Genomic DNA, 15995 nt, shown 5'->3' on the forward strand with positions numbered 1-15995 from the left:
ATGAACACCTGCATCCAGGCCGAGGGCCTGGTGAAGCGGTACGGGGCGAACACCGCCCTGGACGGGGTATCGCTCAGCATCCCCCGAGGAAGCATCCAGGGCGTGCTGGGGCCGAACGGGGCGGGCAAGACCACCACGGTACGCATTCTCGCGACGCTGTTGCGGCCGGACGGGGGGACCGTCGTCGTCGACGGCCACGACGCGTTGCGCGACCCCGTCTCCGTACGCGGGATCATCGGGCTGACGGGTCAGTACGCTTCCGTCGACGAGGAACTCACCGGAGTGGAGAATCTCGAACTGGTCGGGCGTCTGCTCGACCTCTCCACGCGTCAGGCCCGGGTGCGCGCCCGCGAACTCGTGTCGCGTTTCGACCTGGTCGACGCCGGTGATCGCCCCGTCAAGACCTACTCCGGCGGTATGCGACGCCGTATCGACCTCGCCGCGAGTCTGGTCGGTCGCCCACGCGTGCTCTACCTGGACGAGCCGACCACGGGACTGGACCCGCACAGCCGCAACAGTCTGTGGAGCATCGTCCACGGTCTCTCCGACGAGGGCACCACGATCCTGCTCACCACGCAGTACCTGGAAGAGGCGGACCAGCTCGCCGACCGGGTCACGGTCATCGACCAAGGGCGCGTGGTCGCGGAGGGCGCTCCCAAGGAGCTCAAGCAGCGAGTGGGCTCCCAGGCCCTGCACGTGCGTCCGGTGGACCCTGCCGACGTGCGACGCACCGAGGAGATCCTCACCGAACTGCTGAGCGGGGTGCGCCCCAGCGTCGATGGTGAGCGTGGCCGGCTCAGCGCGCCCGTGGAGGACCCGGTCCTGTTGTCCGCGTTGGTGCGGAGACTCGACGACGCCGCGATCGCCACCGACGAGCTGGGCATGGGCCTGCCCAGCCTCGACGACGTCTTCCTCACCCTCACCGGCCAGAAGGCCTCCGCCACGGAGAAGGAGAGCAGCGCATGAGTGCCACGGCCACCGTCGAGTCGCACCCACCCGTGGAGCGCAGCCCCCGGATCCGGATCGGGCCCGCCACGGCGGCCAGACACGGCATGATCCTCGCCGGGCGCAACATCCGCTACCTGGTTCGCACGCCGTCGTCCCTGATCGACACCGTCATCCAACCCGTCCTCTTCCTGCTGGTCTTCGTCTTCCTGTTCGGCGGGGCCATCTCGGGGGGCTGGCAGGCCTACCTCCAGACCCTCGTCCCCGGTCTGATGGTGCAGATCACCATGTACGCCAGCATCGGGACGGGCATGGCCCTGAGCACCGACATATCCAAGGGTGTCTTCGACCGTTTCCGGAGTCTGCCGATCGCCCGTTCCGCGCCACTGGTCGGAGCCGTGTTCGGGGACGTGATCCGCTACGTGGTCGCGCTGACCGTCCTGTTGCTCCTGGCCTTCGCCCTCGGCTTCCGTGTCCAGACCGACCCGCTGTCCGCCCTGCTCGCCTGTGCGCTGGTCGTGGTCTTCGGTCTGACCCTGTGCTGGATGTCGGTGATCATCGGCATGGTCGCCCCCGGGCCCCAAGCGGTACCCGGCATCGCCATGGCGGTCATCCTGGTCCTGACCTTCGGCAGCAACATCTTCGCCGACCCCGAGACCATGCCCGATTGGCTGGCGGCCTGGGTGGGCGTCAACCCGGTCAGCTACTTCGTCGACGCCGTGCGCGGGTTGATGATCGGCGGTCCCACGCTCATGCCGATCCTCATCAGCCTGGGGTCGGTGGCCTGCATCCAGATCGTGCTCATGCCGTTGGCCCTACGGGCCTACCTGCGCCGCGTGCGCTGACCCCGGCCACCGAACCGGTCGGTCGAAGAGAAAGGAACGGAGCGTTGTCGAGGATTCACCTCTCCATGGAGGACGTCGGTCGGACCCGGGTGCACTGTGAGACGCCGGTGCTCGTCGAGGCCGCTCTGGCGGTCGGTCCACTGCGGGGCGAAGGCGGTCGGGGCGGGGAGAACTGGGTGCGCCGGGCGCGAACCGCTCTGGCGGACGTGCCCGTCGTGCGCTCGGACCTGGAGGGGGCGCAACGCCTTACACCGGCCGTTCTGCCCGCGCTGTTGGAAGCGTCCGGTCCCGAGGGAGACGGTGTTCCGGGACCGGTCACCGAGGAGGTCCGGTGGGCACTCTCCGTGCTCGGATGCCTGTACCGTACGGTCCTCGCCCCCGTGGGGGCGGGGCTACGCGGTCAGCACTCGACCGCGGGAGGCCGTCTCGGCCGCACGATGAACCTCTCGGGCGTCCTCGCGGGACTGGAATCGTTGGGAGCCCGAGTCCACAACGGCGGGGAAGGGCTCGTCCTGACCGTGGACGACGGCGAGGACCGCCGGGTGCGCCCGGCGGGGAACGGCCTGGTACTGATGCCCTCGGTCTTCCTCGACGACGCTCCGAGGCTGGTCCACTGGACGGTGCCGCGCGCGGACGAGGACGATTCCGTTCGCACCACCCTGTTGTTCCCCGCGCGAGGACCCGGGGAACACCTCGACAACCTGCTCTCGGACACCGCTTCGGGGGCGCCTTCCCTGGGGCGTCTGCTGGGAAAGACCCGGTCGGTGATCCTGGCCCGGCTGGTGGCTCCCTTCTCCACCGGGGAGTTGGCCGCCCTCCTCTACGTCTCCCCGACCGTGATCAGCGAACACACCGCGATCCTGCGGGAGGCGGGTCTGATCACCACGTCCAGGGAGGGCAACCGTACCCGGCACCTGGCCACCGACTTCGGACTGGCCCTCCTGGGCCGCGGCATCCACGCGGCCAGGGTGGCCCCTCATCGCGCGTCCCGCGCGAGAGGCAGGCGGGCGCGGTTGGCCGAATCGGCCTGACACCGCACCGCGGGGAAAGGCGGAGGGACGCCGTGAGAACCACGGCGCCCCTCTCGCGTGTCCGTCGTCCGGGCAGGGACCGGATCAGTCGGCCAGTGTGGCCACCAGACCGGCGGGCCGCATGTCCGTCCAGTTCCTCTCCACGTACTCCAAGGCCTCGGCCCGGGACGAGGCGTCCAGGGCGATGTCCCAGCCGTCGGGGACCTCGGCGAAGACGGGCCACAGGGAGTGCTGGTTCTCGTCGTTGACCAGGACGAGGAAACGGGCTTCGTCGTCGTCGAAGGGGTTGCTCATGGTGGTGTGTCCTTCCGTTCGTTCGTGCGTGTGACTCCGGTGCAGGGGAGGATGGACTCGTGTCCGGCCGGCTCAGCCCCGGCCGGATCGCTCTTCACGGGCGCGTCCGCGCGGCCGTCGGCCGACCGTGTCGACCAGTTCGCGCAGCCCGGAGGTGAAGGCCTCGGCCAGCGCGCGAACGGTCTCGGGCCGGTGACGGTGCACGGAGTAGGTCCAGGAGAACTCCAGGCGGTCGTCGGTGACGCTTCCGGTCACGTCGAGCAGGCCGGTGCGCTCCTCCTCCGGGGCGTGGTCACCGGCGGGGACCTCCATGAACCGGTCGATGAGGTCGCCACCGCCGTGGTCCCCGAATCGGCCCAGGTAGTTGAAGGTGACGGGGACACGGGTCAGGGCCGCCAACGGCGCGGCCGTCCGTTCCGGCCCGAGATGGCGCAGAGCACCGAAACCGATCCCGTCGGGAGCAGCGCGCAGTGCCTTCTTGACGGAGGTCACGGCGCGTGCCGGATCCTGCCCCTCGGGCAGTTCCAACAACACGGGGTAGATGGTGGTGAACCAGCCGACCGTGCGGGACAGGTCGACGTCGTCGAACAGCTCCTCGCGCCCGTGGCCCTCCTTGGCGACGAGCAGACGCGGCACTCCGCTCCACGCGGTGAGGGTTCGGCCCAGAACGGTCAGGAGCACGTCGTCGATGCGACCGCGCAACGCTCCGGGGACTCGACGTAGGAGCAGGCCGGTCTCCTGCGGCTCCAGCTCCGAGACGATCACGCGCTGGGAAGCGACGTCGTTGGGTCCCGTGTCCAGGTCCACCGGGATCGTGGCGTCGTCGCCGCGCTCGGCGAGGGCGGTCCAGTGCGCGGCCTCGGTTTCGAAGCCTCCTTCGGTGGTGAACTCGGTGAGTCTGTCGGCCCATACCGGGAACGGGGTGGTCTTGGCGCCCAGGTCGACCGGAAGCCCCGCACTGAGCCTGCCGTAGGCGGTGACCAGGTCCTCCAGGATGATCCGCCAGGAGACCCCGTCCACCACCAGGTGGTGAGCGGAAAGGAGTACCCGCGGGGCGAGGCCGGATCCGGCGTCGAACACCACGGTCTCGAACAGGGGGCCGTCCGTCAGTCTGGAGCGGGGTCGTTCCCGGCCGGCCTCCCTCGCCACCGCGCGCTCCAGGGCGGCGGGATCGGCGGGGGAGACATCGACCACGCGAACGGACCGTTCCGGGATTCGAGCGCCGTCCAGGTACTGGCGCGGCCCGGGCCCGTCGGTACGGACCCGGAGCCGAAGCATGTCGTGGTGGGCGAGGACCGCTTCGGCGGCGTGGGCCCACAGCTTCGGGTCGGTGTTCGGCGCGGCTTCGAACAGCAGTGACATGTCGAAGTGCTCGGGCCGGCGCGGGTGGGTCTCGAAGAACCAACGCTGGACCGGGGTCAGCGGTACCCGACCGGTGACCGGTGCCTCGGCCACGGCCCGCTCCCGTGACCCCGCACGCAGATCCAGGGTCGCGGCCAGGTCCGACACGGTCTGGTGCAGGAAGGTGTCCTTGGTGGTGATCTCCCATCCGGCCTGTCGGACGCGGGAGACCATCTGGATGCTGAGGATCGAATCCCCGCCGAGGGCGAAGAAGTTGTCGTCGCGCCCGACCCGGTCGGTGCCCAACAACTCGGCCCAGATCCGGGCCAGGCGGACCTCGGTGGCGCCACGAGGCGGTGTGTGGACCGCGGCGTCCGACTCCGGTGTGGTCGGTTCGGGCAGGGCCCGGCGGTCGACCTTGCCGTTGGCGTTGATCGGGATGCTCTCCAACGGGATCACCACCGCCGGAACCATGTAGTCGGGCAGGTCGGCCCGGAGCCGGTCGGTGACACTCTCGGGGTGGATCCGGGCCCCCGGCGTGGGGACGGCGTAGGCCACCAGGGATCGAGCTCCCGAATCACCGAGGTGGACCTGGACGGTGGCCTGGGCGATCTCGGGCAGGCGCGAGAGCGTGGCCTCGATCTCCCCGGGCTCGATCCGGAACCCACGCAGTTTGACCTGCGCGTCCGCCCGACCCACGTACTCCATCCTTCCCTCGTTGTTCCAGCGGACGAGGTCGCCGGAGCGGTAGAGCCGCTCTCCCCGGGACCAGGGATCGGCGACGAACCGCTCGGCGGTCGGACCGGGCCGGCCATGGTAACCACGGGCGACGCCGGCGATGTAGAGCTCACCGACGACACCGACCGGAACCGGACGCAGGCACTCGTCCAGGACGTGGAGCCTGGTGCCGTCCAGAGGCCGCCCGATGGGGACGGGGTCCGGCGTGCGGCCCTCCTCCGGGAGGGGATGGTGGGTGGCGAAGGTGGTCGTCTCGGTCGGACCGTAGGCGTTGGCGACCGTGGTGTCGGGGCACGCGGCGCGCACGAGTTCCACCGCGTGCGGGGCGGCCGCCTCCCCGCCGGTGATGACCTGGACCATGCCACTGAAGCAGGCCGGGGCCTGTGTGGCGTACAGGTTGAACAGGGCGGTGGTGACGAACGTGGCGGTCACCCCGTACCGGGTGACCACGTCGGCGAACTCGTCGGCGTCGAGCCTTTCGGGTGGGGCGACCACCACGGTCCCACCGGTCAGCAGTGGGGCCCAGATCTCGTAGGTGGCCGCGTCGAAGGCGTGCGAGGAGTGGAACAGGACCCGCTGTCCGTGGCGCCCGGACCAGCGCCGGTCGGTGGCCAGGCGCACCACGTCGCCGTGGGTGACCGCCACACCCTTGGGAGTTCCCGTGGACCCCGACGTGTACATGATGTAGGCGAGCCGATCGGGGTGGACGGTGCTCGGCTCGGGGGCCCGGGCGGGGCGTCGGACGGGGGCGTCCGTCGGCTCCACGTCCAGGTCGAGAACGGTCACGCCCCGTGTCCGCGGTACCCGTGCGGCCATCACCGAGTCGGTGAGCACGCATGGCGCGGAGGTCTCCTCCAGGAGGTGACGGATCCGTTCGGGCGGGTTGTCGGGATGGATCGGTACGTAGGCACCGCCGGCCCGCAGGACCGCGAGCATCGCGGTCACCACATGGGGGCCGCGTTCCAACAGCAGCGGAACGGGGGTCTCCGCGCGGACACCCAGCTCGCGCAACCGATCGGCCAACGCCGAGGACGACTCGTCCAGACGGGCATAGGTCATCTCGGTATCGCCCCACACCAGGGCGTTCGCTTGTGGTGACCGGGCGACCCGCCGGGCGAACAGCTCCGGCACCGAGGTGAGCGCCTCACCGGGCTCCCCGGTGCTCCAGTCGGCCAGTGCCTCGACCTCGGTCGGGGCCGGGGCCGCTTCCAGGGCGTGGAGCGGGCTTCGGCCGTGTTCGGCCAGCGCGCCCAGAACCGTGCCCAACAGGTGGGCTATCCGGTCCGCGGTGGCCGGGTCGAAGAGGTCGGTGTCGTACTCCACCGCGCCGAGCAGTCGCGCGCCGTCCTCGACGAACTCCACCGTGAGGTCGAACTGGGTGTGCCCCCGAGCGAGGGTGTAGTCCGACGCGGACAGGCCATCGGCCCGCCAAGGGGCGCCGGGCACGTTCTGTAGGACCATCAGGGCCTGGACCAACGTGGGGCGGGACGGGTCACGTTCCTGCCCGGTGGCCTCCACGACGGTGTCGAAGGGGACGTCACCGTGCTCGAATGCGGACAGGACCGTGTCACGCACGTCCGTGAGGAGACGCACACCGGTGTCCTCGGGGCGGACCCGGGTACGCAGGACGATCGTGTTGACGAAGAACCCGACGATGTCCTCCAGCTCGGTACGGCCCCGACCGGAGGTCACCGTTCCCAGGGTGATGTCCCGCTGCCCGGTGAACCGGGAGAGGGTCACGGCCGTGGCCGCGGCGAGCACCATGAACAGGGTGAGACCGTGTTCCGCTTCGAGGACGCGGACGCGGGCGAGGACGTCCTCGGAGACATCGAACGTCCGTGTGGCGCCCCGGCCGCGCCGCTGCGCCGGCCGGGGCCGGTCGGTGGGCAGGGACAGCGGTTCCGCTCCGACGAGTGTCCTGCGCCAAAAGTCCAGCTGTTCCTCGAACCCTTCGCTGCGGTGGAAGCGGTCCTGCCAGAGCGCGTAATCGGTGTACGTCAACTCGACCTCGGGGAGACCGGAGAGCGAGATCAGCTCCGCCGCCCGCGTGTGCGGGTGGCTCCGGGCGGTCTCGTAGAGGGCACCGAGTTCACGGATCATGACGGACATCGACCACGCGTCCGTGATGATGTGGTGCATGCCGATGGCCAGCACGTGGTCGTCCTCGCCGACCCGGACCAGCAGGACCCTGAGCAGGGGACCCGCGGCCAGGTCGAAGGGTCGGGAGTCGAACTCCGTGACGAGCTCGGCGAGGCGGTCCTCGCGCTCGGGGACCGCGACGTCGTCCAACGCGGTCTCCGTGACGTGTGCGGTCGCCTGTTCCAGGACGACCTGTCGGGGTAGACCGTCTTCGCTGGGGAAGACCGTGCGCAGTGACTCGTGCCGAAGGACCAGTGCGTCCAGCGCCGTGCGCAGCGAGGAGACGTCCAGCCGGCCGGACAGGCGCAACGCACCGCCGGAGTTGTAGGCGGCCCCGTCGGGTGAGTACTGGTCGAGGAACCACATGCGTCGCTGGGCGGCGGACAACGGGATCGGACCCTCGTGCGCGGCCCGGGTCAACGGGGTGGCGGACACGCCGCTCCCCTCCTCCAGGAGTTCGGCGAGTCCGGCCACCGTGGGTCGATCGAACAGGGCTCTGAGCGGCAGGCGTGTGCCGCTCAGGGCCGCGGCCCTGGCGAGCACGCGCACGCCGCTGACGGAGTCCCCGCCGACTCGGAAGAAGTCGTCGTGCACTCCGATCCGGTCCAGCCCCAAGACCTCGCACCACGCTTCGGCGAGCGACCGTTCCCGTTCGTTCCGTGGCGCGACGTGTTCGGAGGCGGAGCCTCCTGCCCAGTCGACGGCCGGAAGCGCTCGCCGGTCGGTCTTGCCGTTGGGGGTGAGCGGGATCCGGTCGAGGACGACGAAGGCCGCCGGGACCATGTAGGAGGGCAGGACACGGGCCCCGTCCGCCAGGTCGTCGCCGGTGGGTGCGTGTCCGGCCGCGGAGACCACGTAGGCGACCAGCCTCCGTCCCTCGCCGGTGCCGTCGACCACCACGACCGCCTGCTCCACGCTCGGGAGCGCGTTGAGGACCCCTTCGACCTCGCCGGGCTCGATCCGGTGGCCGCGGATCTTGACCTGGTCGTCCGTGCGTCCTAGGAACTCCAGTCTCCCCCGGTGGCGCCGGACCACGTCACCGGAGCGGTACATCCGGCCACCGGAGGCGGCGAACGGGTCGGCCACGAAACGCCCTGACGTCAGTCCCGGACGGTTCCAGTAGCCGTGCGCCAGGCCGTCGCCCGCGATGTGGAGTTCGCCGGGGACACCGTCCGGAACCGGGCGCAGCCACCGGTCGAGGACGTACAGGCGGGTACCGGCGACGGTCCCGCCCAGAGGCGGCGTACCGGCCCCGGACAGGGGATCGCTGATGGTGGCGCAGACCGTGGACTCGGTCGGCCCGTAGGCGTTGTACATCCTGCGTCCTCTGGCGAACCGGTCGACCAGTTCTCCGGGGCAGGCCTCGCCTGCCACGAGCAGGTGCTCGACCGGGCCGAGATCGTCCGGCTCCAGGCCGGGCAAGAGGGCCGGAGGCAGGGTCACGTGGCTGATCCCGTACCGGTGCAGGGCGTCGGTCAGGCCTTCGCCCCTCAAGGACTCGCGGGGGAGCAGGATCGACGAGCCACCGTTGAGGAGGGCGACGGCCAACTCGGCTATGGCGGCGTCGAAGCTCGGCGAGGCGAACTGGAGCATCCGTGAGTTCGGGCCGACGTCCATTCGTTCGCCCTGGGTCGTGGCCAGCGCCGCCAGTCCGTGGTGGGGGACCAGCACCCCCTTGGGGAGCCCGGTCGACCCGGACGTGTAGATCATGTACGCGGGGTCCGCGGGGCAGATTCGTTCGAGCCACGGTTCCGCGACGTCGAGAACGTCATCGGTGAGGGAGAGGAGGGGAGTGCCCTCGGGCAGCGGTGCCTCGTGGGTCTCCTGGTCGACCACCACCACACGCGGTGCGGCGTCCCGGACCATGTGGGCCAGCCTCTGGGCCGGATACTCCGCGTCCAACGGCAGGTAGACGGCGCCCGCGTACATGATGCCGAGCAGTACCTCGCCCTGACGGGTGTCGCGTTCCATGCACACCCCGACCCGGTCGCCGCGTCGTACGCCCCGCGAGCGCAGGTGCCCGGCGACGCGGGCGGCCCGCTCGTGGAGTCTGTGAAAGGTCACCGTGCGTTCGGCGTCCACGAGGGCGGGGGCGTGGGGGCGCAGGTCGGCCTGCGCGGCGAGCATCTCCGGGAAGGTGCCGGGCGTGGGACCGGAGGGGCCTCGGCCGGCGGCCTGGATCCGCTTCTCCGGGGCGGGGCCGACCAAGGGCAGCGCCCGCAACGGGCGGTGGTCGGTGGCGGCTTCCAGGACACGTTTCAGGTCGTCCACGACGCGGCCGACGGTGTCACGGTCGAACAGGTCGCTGTCGAACTCCGCGGTTGCGGCGACGCCGTCCGGCCCGGGGTGGAACTCCAGGGTCAGGTCGAAGATCGACTGTTCGCGGCGGATGGGCAACGGGGTCGCGGTCAGGTCGCCCAGCCGGCCTCGGTCCCGGGCGTCGCCGGTCGCGTTCTGGTAGACCACGGCGGCCTGTACCAGGGGCGGGATCGCCGGGTCGCGCTCGGTGAGGACGGCGTCGACGACGGTGTCGAAGGGGACCTCGGAGTGGTCGAGGTCGGAGAGGAAGCCGGCGCGCGTGCGTTCCAGGAGGGCCCCGAACGAGAGGTTCTCGTCCACGGTCTGCCGGATGGCGAGGGTATTGACGAAGAAGCCCATGATTCGGTGGAGACGCTGGTCATCGCGTCCGGCGGTGACGGTACCGAGGACGATGTCCTCGGAACGGCTCCAGCGGGACAGGGTCACCTGGACCGCCGTCATCAGCACCATGAAGAGGTTCGCGTTGTGCCTTCCCGCCAGGTGTTCCAGAGGACGCACCAGCGCGGGCTCCAGGGTGAACGGCAGGCTGTCGCCACGGGTGCCGCGGGTGGCGGGACGAGGGCGGTCGGTGGGCAGGTCCAGGACCGGTGCCTGCGCCAGCCGTTCGCGCCAGTAGGCGACGGAGCGGTCGAAAGCGGCGCCGTCGAGCCGTTCCCGCTGCCAGGCGGCGTAGTCGACGTACTGCGCGGGCGGGTCGCCGAGCGAGGACGACAGTCGTGCCGGGCCTCGACGGGGGTCCTCCCGGGCGGCCCGGTAGAGACGATCCAGTTCTTCCTGGAGGATACCGAGGGACCAGCCGTCGGTGATGACGTGGTGGAGACACACCACGAGGACGTTGTGGTCGGCGCTCGCGGTCAGTAGGAGCACCCGCAGCAGTGGGCCGGTCGTGAGGTCGAAGGGGCGGGCGTACTCCCGCGCGATCAGCCGCGCCGAGTGCTCGTCGTCGGCGTCGGGCACCCGGACCTTGTCGAAGTCGACCTCGAAGGGATCTCCGATGACCTGCCGGCCCTCACCGTCGACCTCGACGAAGGTCGTTCGCAGGGACTCGTGTCGGTGTACCAACGCGGTGAGGGCACGCCGCAGGGCGTCCTCGTCCAGGTTCCCGCGCAGGTCGAGGGCCAGGGCGGAGTTGTAGTCGGTCCGCCCCGGGATCATCTGGTCCAGGACCCAGAGCCGCCGCTGGGCGAAGGAGAGGGGGTTGGGCTCCTCGCGAGAGACCCGCGCGAGGTCCTGGTCCGGTCCGCGGCGAGCGCGCAGGCGCCGCAGGACCTCCTCGCGGGCGCGTGCGCGGTCACCGTCGGAGCCGGTACCGGTGGTGTCGTTGACGGGCGCTTCGCTCATGGGTTCGTCCTGTCGTCCGGTGCGGGATGGTCAGGCGTTCGGCTGGACGGGTTGGGCGCTGCGACGGAGGGTGCGCCCGTTGTACTGAAGGGCCGTCACGCGTGTGGGGGAGGCGGGGTCGGTCAGGAAGCGGCCGCCGAAGGAGGCGCCGCCGTACCGATCCGCGGTGACGGAGAAGGTGGAGCCGGGGCCGGTGCTGAGGACGCCCTCGAACCCGTTCTCGACGGTGAACCGGTAGGAGTCGCCGGAGGGTGAGACCACCACCATCAGGCCTCCGTTGCTGTAGCCCCCCGCGATCTCCGCGCGTTCGGTCGGCTCCCCCGTCGAACCCGCCTCGTGGGTCTGTCGGTAGTGGCCGACGTCGAGCCCCGCGTTCCGCAGCCCCACGAGGAGGTCCTCCCAGGCCTGGATGCCGGTGGTCCCGTTGGTGGTGAAGGCGAGGGCGGAACCGCCCTGAGGGTCGATCCTCAGGTGGCAGGTGGCGCCGTCGAGCGTGCCGTCGTGTCCGTACCAGAGGCGGTCCCCCGCCAGGTGCAGGGACCAGCCGGCGCCCCAACCGTCGGCGAGCCCGAAGGGGTCCGCCGCGGGGACGGGCCGCCCCATCTCGTGCAGGACGATCGGCGCGGCGATGTCTCCGTCGAGTCCGGAATCCTCGGGCTCCAGGAACGCGCGGGCGAAGTCGACCAGGGCGGTCGCGCTCGCGGCGACACCGCCGGCGGGGGCGAGCGCGTTCTCGATGTGGAAGTCCACGGGATGGGCGGTCCCGTCCGGTGTGACGGCGTGGCCGTCGACCAGCCCGGGCCCGGTGGCGTGGGGCCGCGGGTCGGTGACGAAGGCCAGGTCCAGGCCGGTGGGGTCGCACAGGTGTGATTCCACGGTCTCCCACCAGTCCTGGCCGGTGACGTTCTCCACGAGGTGGCCCGCGACGGCGTAGCCGGTGTTGGAGTAGGAGAAGGCGGTGCACGGCGGGTTGACGCGGTCGTCACGGGTGAGGGAGCCGACGTAACGGCGTAGGGAATGGGTCGGAGCGTCGAGCGGTCGGTCGGACACGAGCCCCGCGGTGTGGCTGAGCAGCTGGCGGGTGGTCACGCCGGCCAGGGGGTGGCCTGGCGAAGCCGTGCCGGCTCCGAGATGGTGGGAGACGGGTGAGTCGAGGTCGACGTCGCCGTCCTCCACCAGCTGCATGACCAGGGCGGCCGTGATGACCTTGGACACCGAGCCCAAGGGGAACCTGGAGTGGTCGGTGACCGCTTTCCCGGTGCCGGTCCTTTCCACCCCTACGGCGATCCGGTGCAGTTCACCGTGGTGGTAGAGGGCCAGCTGGGCGCCCGGGACGTGGTTCCTACGGACGGCTTCTCCGAGGATTCCCGAGAGGGTTTCGTGCCGCACGGCTTCTCCTTCTAGGGGATGAGAGATGAAGGGAAACCTTCAACTTTTGAAGGTGGATATAAGGTGCGTTCGGCGGTGTCACGGCAGTTTGCTGCACCAGTCAGGAATACTCACATATACCATTCGCTCTGGCAAGGGATTCGGATGTGGCTTGAACTCGCCGGTAACAAGAACTTATAGGGGGATATAGACCTTAATGTTCATGCTCGGTATGAGTTCGGTTCATCGCGCGCTCTGGGTGCTCGGTAGGGCACTGGAGGGGTCTTCATCAGGGGGAACGCAGGCTGCGCGGAGATCCAAAGGCGACGAGTGGATTCGTGAATGTGACATGGGTCGCAATTGCTGAAGCGGTCATGGTGGCTGTCTGTTGTTCGTCGCTTACCTTGATTGCTGCCGTCCGGTGCGGTGTTGGCCGATTCCGGTCGCATGTGAAATTCATGCGGCTCGATTCGGCTAAATCCAGGCATGGAAGTGCCGAAATTAAAATGCTTCCGGGCATGCGAAAACTCCGCCATGAGGATGGCGGAGTGGAGAGAGGCCGTTTCCGGCTCGGGCAGGGCCGGTCACGACCCCGCCATTCCGAATCGTCGGTGTCAGCGACTCCGGACGTGGTGCACGATCAGGGCGATGATGCCCGAAACGGTCACGAGACCGAAGCAGAGGCTGACCGCGGGATGGAACCCGCCGAGCGAAGTCACACCGTTCCCCACCAGGCCGACGACGATGACCCCCCACAGCGTGGCGCGCAGGCGACGACCCGGGCGGGGACGGCGTGTGCCCGGCACGGCCCGTGCCGAGGCGGCGTCATCGATGCGATAGGGGTCGGTCATGATCGTGCTCCTCGATCGGGTTGCTCAGTGGCGGAGGGAGTCTCCATACGCGTTGCCCACCTTCTGAGTCCAGGCTAGGAGGGCGGCGATGGTCGGGCGATCCCGCAGACTGCCCTGATCGGGGTGGTGCAGGCTGTACCGCCGGCCCCGTCCGGGGCCGACCGGTCGATGGTCAGGGACCCACCGCCTTCAAGAAACGGAGCACGGCCTCCACCCTGCGGTCGAGCCCGTCACTGGGCGCCAGGTCGAGCTTGCTGAAGATGCGCCGAATGTGCTTGTGCACCGCGCCTTCGGTGACGAACAGGCGTTCGGCGATCGCTCCGTTGCCCAGACCTTCCGACATCAGGGCCAGCACCTCCCGTTCCCGGGGGCTGAGCCGTTGCAGGGCGTCGTCCTGACGATGCCGGGAGAACAGTTGCTCCACCACCTCGGGGTCGATGGCGGTGTGTCCCGCCGAGACCCGGCGTAGCGCTTCGATGAAGCCGTCCACCCGGCCGACCCGTTCCTTGAGCAGGTATCCGATGCCTTCGGAGCCGTCCCGCATCAGGTCCGTGGCGAAGGACTGCTCGACGTAGGCGGACAGGACCAGGATCGGAAACCCCTTGCGGACGCGTCGGGCTCGCAGCGCGGCCTGGATCCCCTCGTCGGTGTAGGTGGGTGGCATCCGAACGTCGATGATGGCCACGTCCGGATCGTGCTCGGTCACCGTGGCGAGGAACTCCTCGGGACCCTCCACCGCAGCCACCACGTCCATGCCTTCGGCCCTCAACAGGGAGGCGATGCCCTCACGGAGCAGGGCGTCGTCCTCGGCGATCACGATCCGCACGGCAACTCCACCCGAATCGTCGTGGGACCACCTCGCGGGCTGCGCACGGACAGGTTGCCGTTGTGCGCGGCGGTTCGCTGACCGATGCCGGTCAGTCCGGTCCCTCGCTCCGGGTCGGCGCCTCCCCTGCCGTCGTCCCATACCTCGATGAACACGAGTCCTCCTTCCGTGGTGACACGGACCGACGCCCGGTGCGCGTGACTGTGCCGGGTGACGTTGGTCAATAGTTCGGCGGTGATGAAGTAGGCGGTGGCTTCGACCGACGAGGCGCAGGGAACGAGCCCCTCCGTGTCCAGCGAGCACGGTACGGCGCACTCGGCCACGATCGTCGCGAGCGTGCCCGCGAGCCCGTGCTGTTGCAGCGTCGGGGGAAGGATGCCTCGGGCGGTCGCGCGCAGTTCGGTGAGCGCGACCTCGGCCGCGGACTGAGCCTGTTCGAGGTGGGTCCGGGCGCGCTCCGGATCGTTGTCCAAAGCACGAAGGGCCGTACCGACCAGGATGCTGACCCCGACCAGCCGGCTCTGGGCTCCGTCGTGCAGGGAGCGTTCGATCCTGCGCAACTCGGCGGTGTGGGCACGCAGGATCGCGGCCCTGGTGGTGATCAGGCCGGCCACGCGTTCGGAGAGCTCGTGGGGGCAGCTCGGGTTGAGCAGTGATCTCCCTGGCCAGGACTGGACCCAGGCCAGGGAGGTGCCCAGGCCGAAGAGGAGCGCGGTCCATCCCAGGCCCATGAGGGAGACGGACAGGGCCGAGTTCCAGTTGTTCACGGGGACACCGATGGATCCACCGGCCATGCCCTCCGGGAGGAACGTCCACCACAGAGGGAACAAGGTGTCGCGTATGGCGATGACAGGTAGGAGGACGCCCAGGAGGCCGACGGTCAGACCCAGGGTGGAGTGGCAGACCAGCCAGGCCAGATCGCGTCGGGTGGAGGCGCCGTCCAGCGCTTGGCGGAGGGCGACCACGGGGTGGGACGGGACCGGCCCGTCGTAGGGTGGCACCATCTGGTCGCCCCAACGGTTGAGTCGCTGGCGTTCTCGGTCGGCGACCGATCGCACCATGCGCAGAACGGACGGGATCAGGGGGATCCCGACACCGATGAAGGAGAGCGCACCGACCACACAGACCACGATCAGTGTGACGAGAGCGGCCAGTGCGGTGATCAGCCCGCCCGCCAGCCATTCCAGGCTGACGAACACGTTGTTGAAACCCTGGGCCGCCTGGCGACGCAGAGGCGAGGTCGTTCCGCCGGCCGGTCGTTGGTCCGGTGGTGGGATCACTCGGATACCGGTCACTCCCCAGGCTGGTGCTGCTGTCGAGGTGGGCTCCGGGTGTGGTGGCCGGAGCGAATGGTGGTGACCTCTTCCGCTCGTTTTCGGCCGCGCGGCCGCTCCGGCCTGTACGTCCGAGGTGCCCGAGTGGAGAATACTTGCTTTCCTGATCCATTTCAGCGGCCCTTTTGGCCGGACCTGGTCAGTGAACTCCGTTAGGTGACCCTACTCGCCGGAAACATCATTGAGAGTGGTCGAAGGGCCCCTTTTTCTTTGAGTGTGTGTGGTCGATTCTGTGTTGTTCTGTGTTGCCCGTCCGGTGGCCGGACTCGGCCCCGCATCGACACTTCTGGGTTTCCGAGGAAGTCGAGGGTATTTTTCATTTTATTTGTATCCGGATTCGATCGATTTCTTCTCGGTATGCGATGGGTCCGTGACTGGGTCGGGCCTGACCTGCGAAATGAGGAAATGACCGTATCTCTTGCCCTACCTAGAGGTATAGGTGAGTATCGGTTCTGGTCGAACCTGGCTGCCCTGTGTCGTGCGCAGATCCGGGCGATCCACTCCGTAAGAGAACGACGAACCGTCGCTCCGATGTTTTCCACAGCACAGTCGAACCTGAATCCAGGAGTTGTCACGTGATGCCCTCTCAGGAAAGCCGGCACCCCGAGTACGTCGACCGGACT

Annotated in this window: 9 protein-coding genes; 3 read left to right on the top strand and 6 right to left on the bottom strand. The window is 69.3% G+C overall.

Annotated elements, in window-relative coordinates; genetic code table 11:
- Genes NLI01S_RS22630 through NLI01S_RS22640 form a run of 3 tightly spaced genes read left to right on the top strand, consistent with a single transcriptional unit; the run spans position 1 to position 2821 of the window.
- Positions 1–966, top strand: a complete 966-nt coding sequence (locus NLI01S_RS22630) for an ATP-binding cassette domain-containing protein (protein WP_067608160.1) — start codon at positions 1–3, stop codon at positions 964–966.
- Positions 963–1790 carry an ABC transporter permease gene (locus NLI01S_RS22635; protein WP_067608162.1) on the top strand — a complete coding sequence of 276 codons (828 nt, stop codon included), beginning with the start codon at positions 963–965 and terminating at the stop codon, positions 1788–1790. Before NLI01S_RS22630 ends, NLI01S_RS22635 begins: the two co-directional genes overlap by 4 nt.
- Positions 1791–1834: 44 nt before the next feature.
- Positions 1835–2821 carry an ArsR/SmtB family transcription factor gene (locus NLI01S_RS22640; protein ID WP_157091110.1) on the top strand — a complete coding sequence of 329 codons (987 nt, stop codon included), beginning with the start codon at positions 1835–1837 and terminating at the stop codon, positions 2819–2821.
- A gap of 84 nt (positions 2822–2905) precedes the next feature.
- Here NLI01S_RS22640 and NLI01S_RS22645 read toward each other — a convergent pair whose 3' ends face one another.
- From NLI01S_RS22645 to NLI01S_RS22670, 6 genes are all read right to left on the bottom strand, one after another.
- The gene (locus NLI01S_RS22645) at positions 2906–3115 is read right to left on the bottom strand and encodes an MbtH family protein (RefSeq protein WP_067608168.1); all 210 of its coding nucleotides are present in this window, start codon (positions 3113–3115) and stop codon (positions 2906–2908) included.
- Positions 3116–3187: 72 nt separating this feature from the next.
- Positions 3188–10993 (bottom strand): non-ribosomal peptide synthetase, encoded by a 7806-nt coding sequence (locus NLI01S_RS22650; protein WP_067608171.1) that lies wholly within the window; start codon positions 10991–10993, stop codon positions 3188–3190.
- Positions 10994–11023: 30 nt separating this feature from the next.
- The gene (locus tag NLI01S_RS22655; RefSeq protein WP_223809344.1) at positions 11024–12382 is read right to left on the bottom strand and encodes a serine hydrolase domain-containing protein; all 1359 of its coding nucleotides are present in this window, start codon (positions 12380–12382) and stop codon (positions 11024–11026) included.
- Between the two features lie 593 nt (positions 12383–12975).
- Entirely contained in the window at positions 12976–13212 is a 237-nt protein-coding gene (locus NLI01S_RS22660) for a hypothetical protein (protein WP_067608177.1), read from the bottom strand.
- A gap of 172 nt (positions 13213–13384) precedes the next feature.
- The gene (locus NLI01S_RS22665) at positions 13385–14038 is read right to left on the bottom strand and encodes a response regulator transcription factor (protein WP_067608180.1); all 654 of its coding nucleotides are present in this window, start codon (positions 14036–14038) and stop codon (positions 13385–13387) included.
- Positions 14026–15333 carry a sensor histidine kinase gene (locus NLI01S_RS22670; RefSeq protein ID WP_223809345.1) on the bottom strand — a complete coding sequence of 436 codons (1308 nt, stop codon included), beginning with the start codon at positions 15331–15333 and terminating at the stop codon, positions 14026–14028. The genes NLI01S_RS22665 and NLI01S_RS22670 overlap by 13 nt, the downstream gene beginning before the upstream one ends.
- Positions 15334–15995 lie beyond the last annotated feature (662 nt).

Origin of the sequence: Nocardiopsis listeri NBRC 13360, assembly GCF_001570765.1 — a bacterium.
GTDB classification, from domain to species: domain Bacteria; phylum Actinomycetota; class Actinomycetes; order Streptosporangiales; family Streptosporangiaceae; genus Nocardiopsis; species Nocardiopsis listeri.

Coding starts and splice junctions, on each gene's coding strand:
- NLI01S_RS22630 (WP_067608160.1), top strand. CDS start 1: ATGAACACCTGCATCCAGGCCGAGGGCCTGGTGAAGCGGTACGGGGCG.
- NLI01S_RS22635 (WP_067608162.1), top strand. CDS start 963: ATGAGTGCCACGGCCACCGTCGAGTCGCACCCACCCGTGGAGCGCAGC.
- NLI01S_RS22645 (WP_067608168.1), bottom strand. CDS start 3,115: ATGAGCAACCCCTTCGACGACGACGAAGCCCGTTTCCTCGTCCTGGTC.
- NLI01S_RS22650 (WP_067608171.1), bottom strand. CDS start 10,993: ATGAGCGAAGCGCCCGTCAACGACACCACCGGTACCGGCTCCGACGGT.
- NLI01S_RS22660 (WP_067608177.1), bottom strand. CDS start 13,212: ATGACCGACCCCTATCGCATCGATGACGCCGCCTCGGCACGGGCCGTG.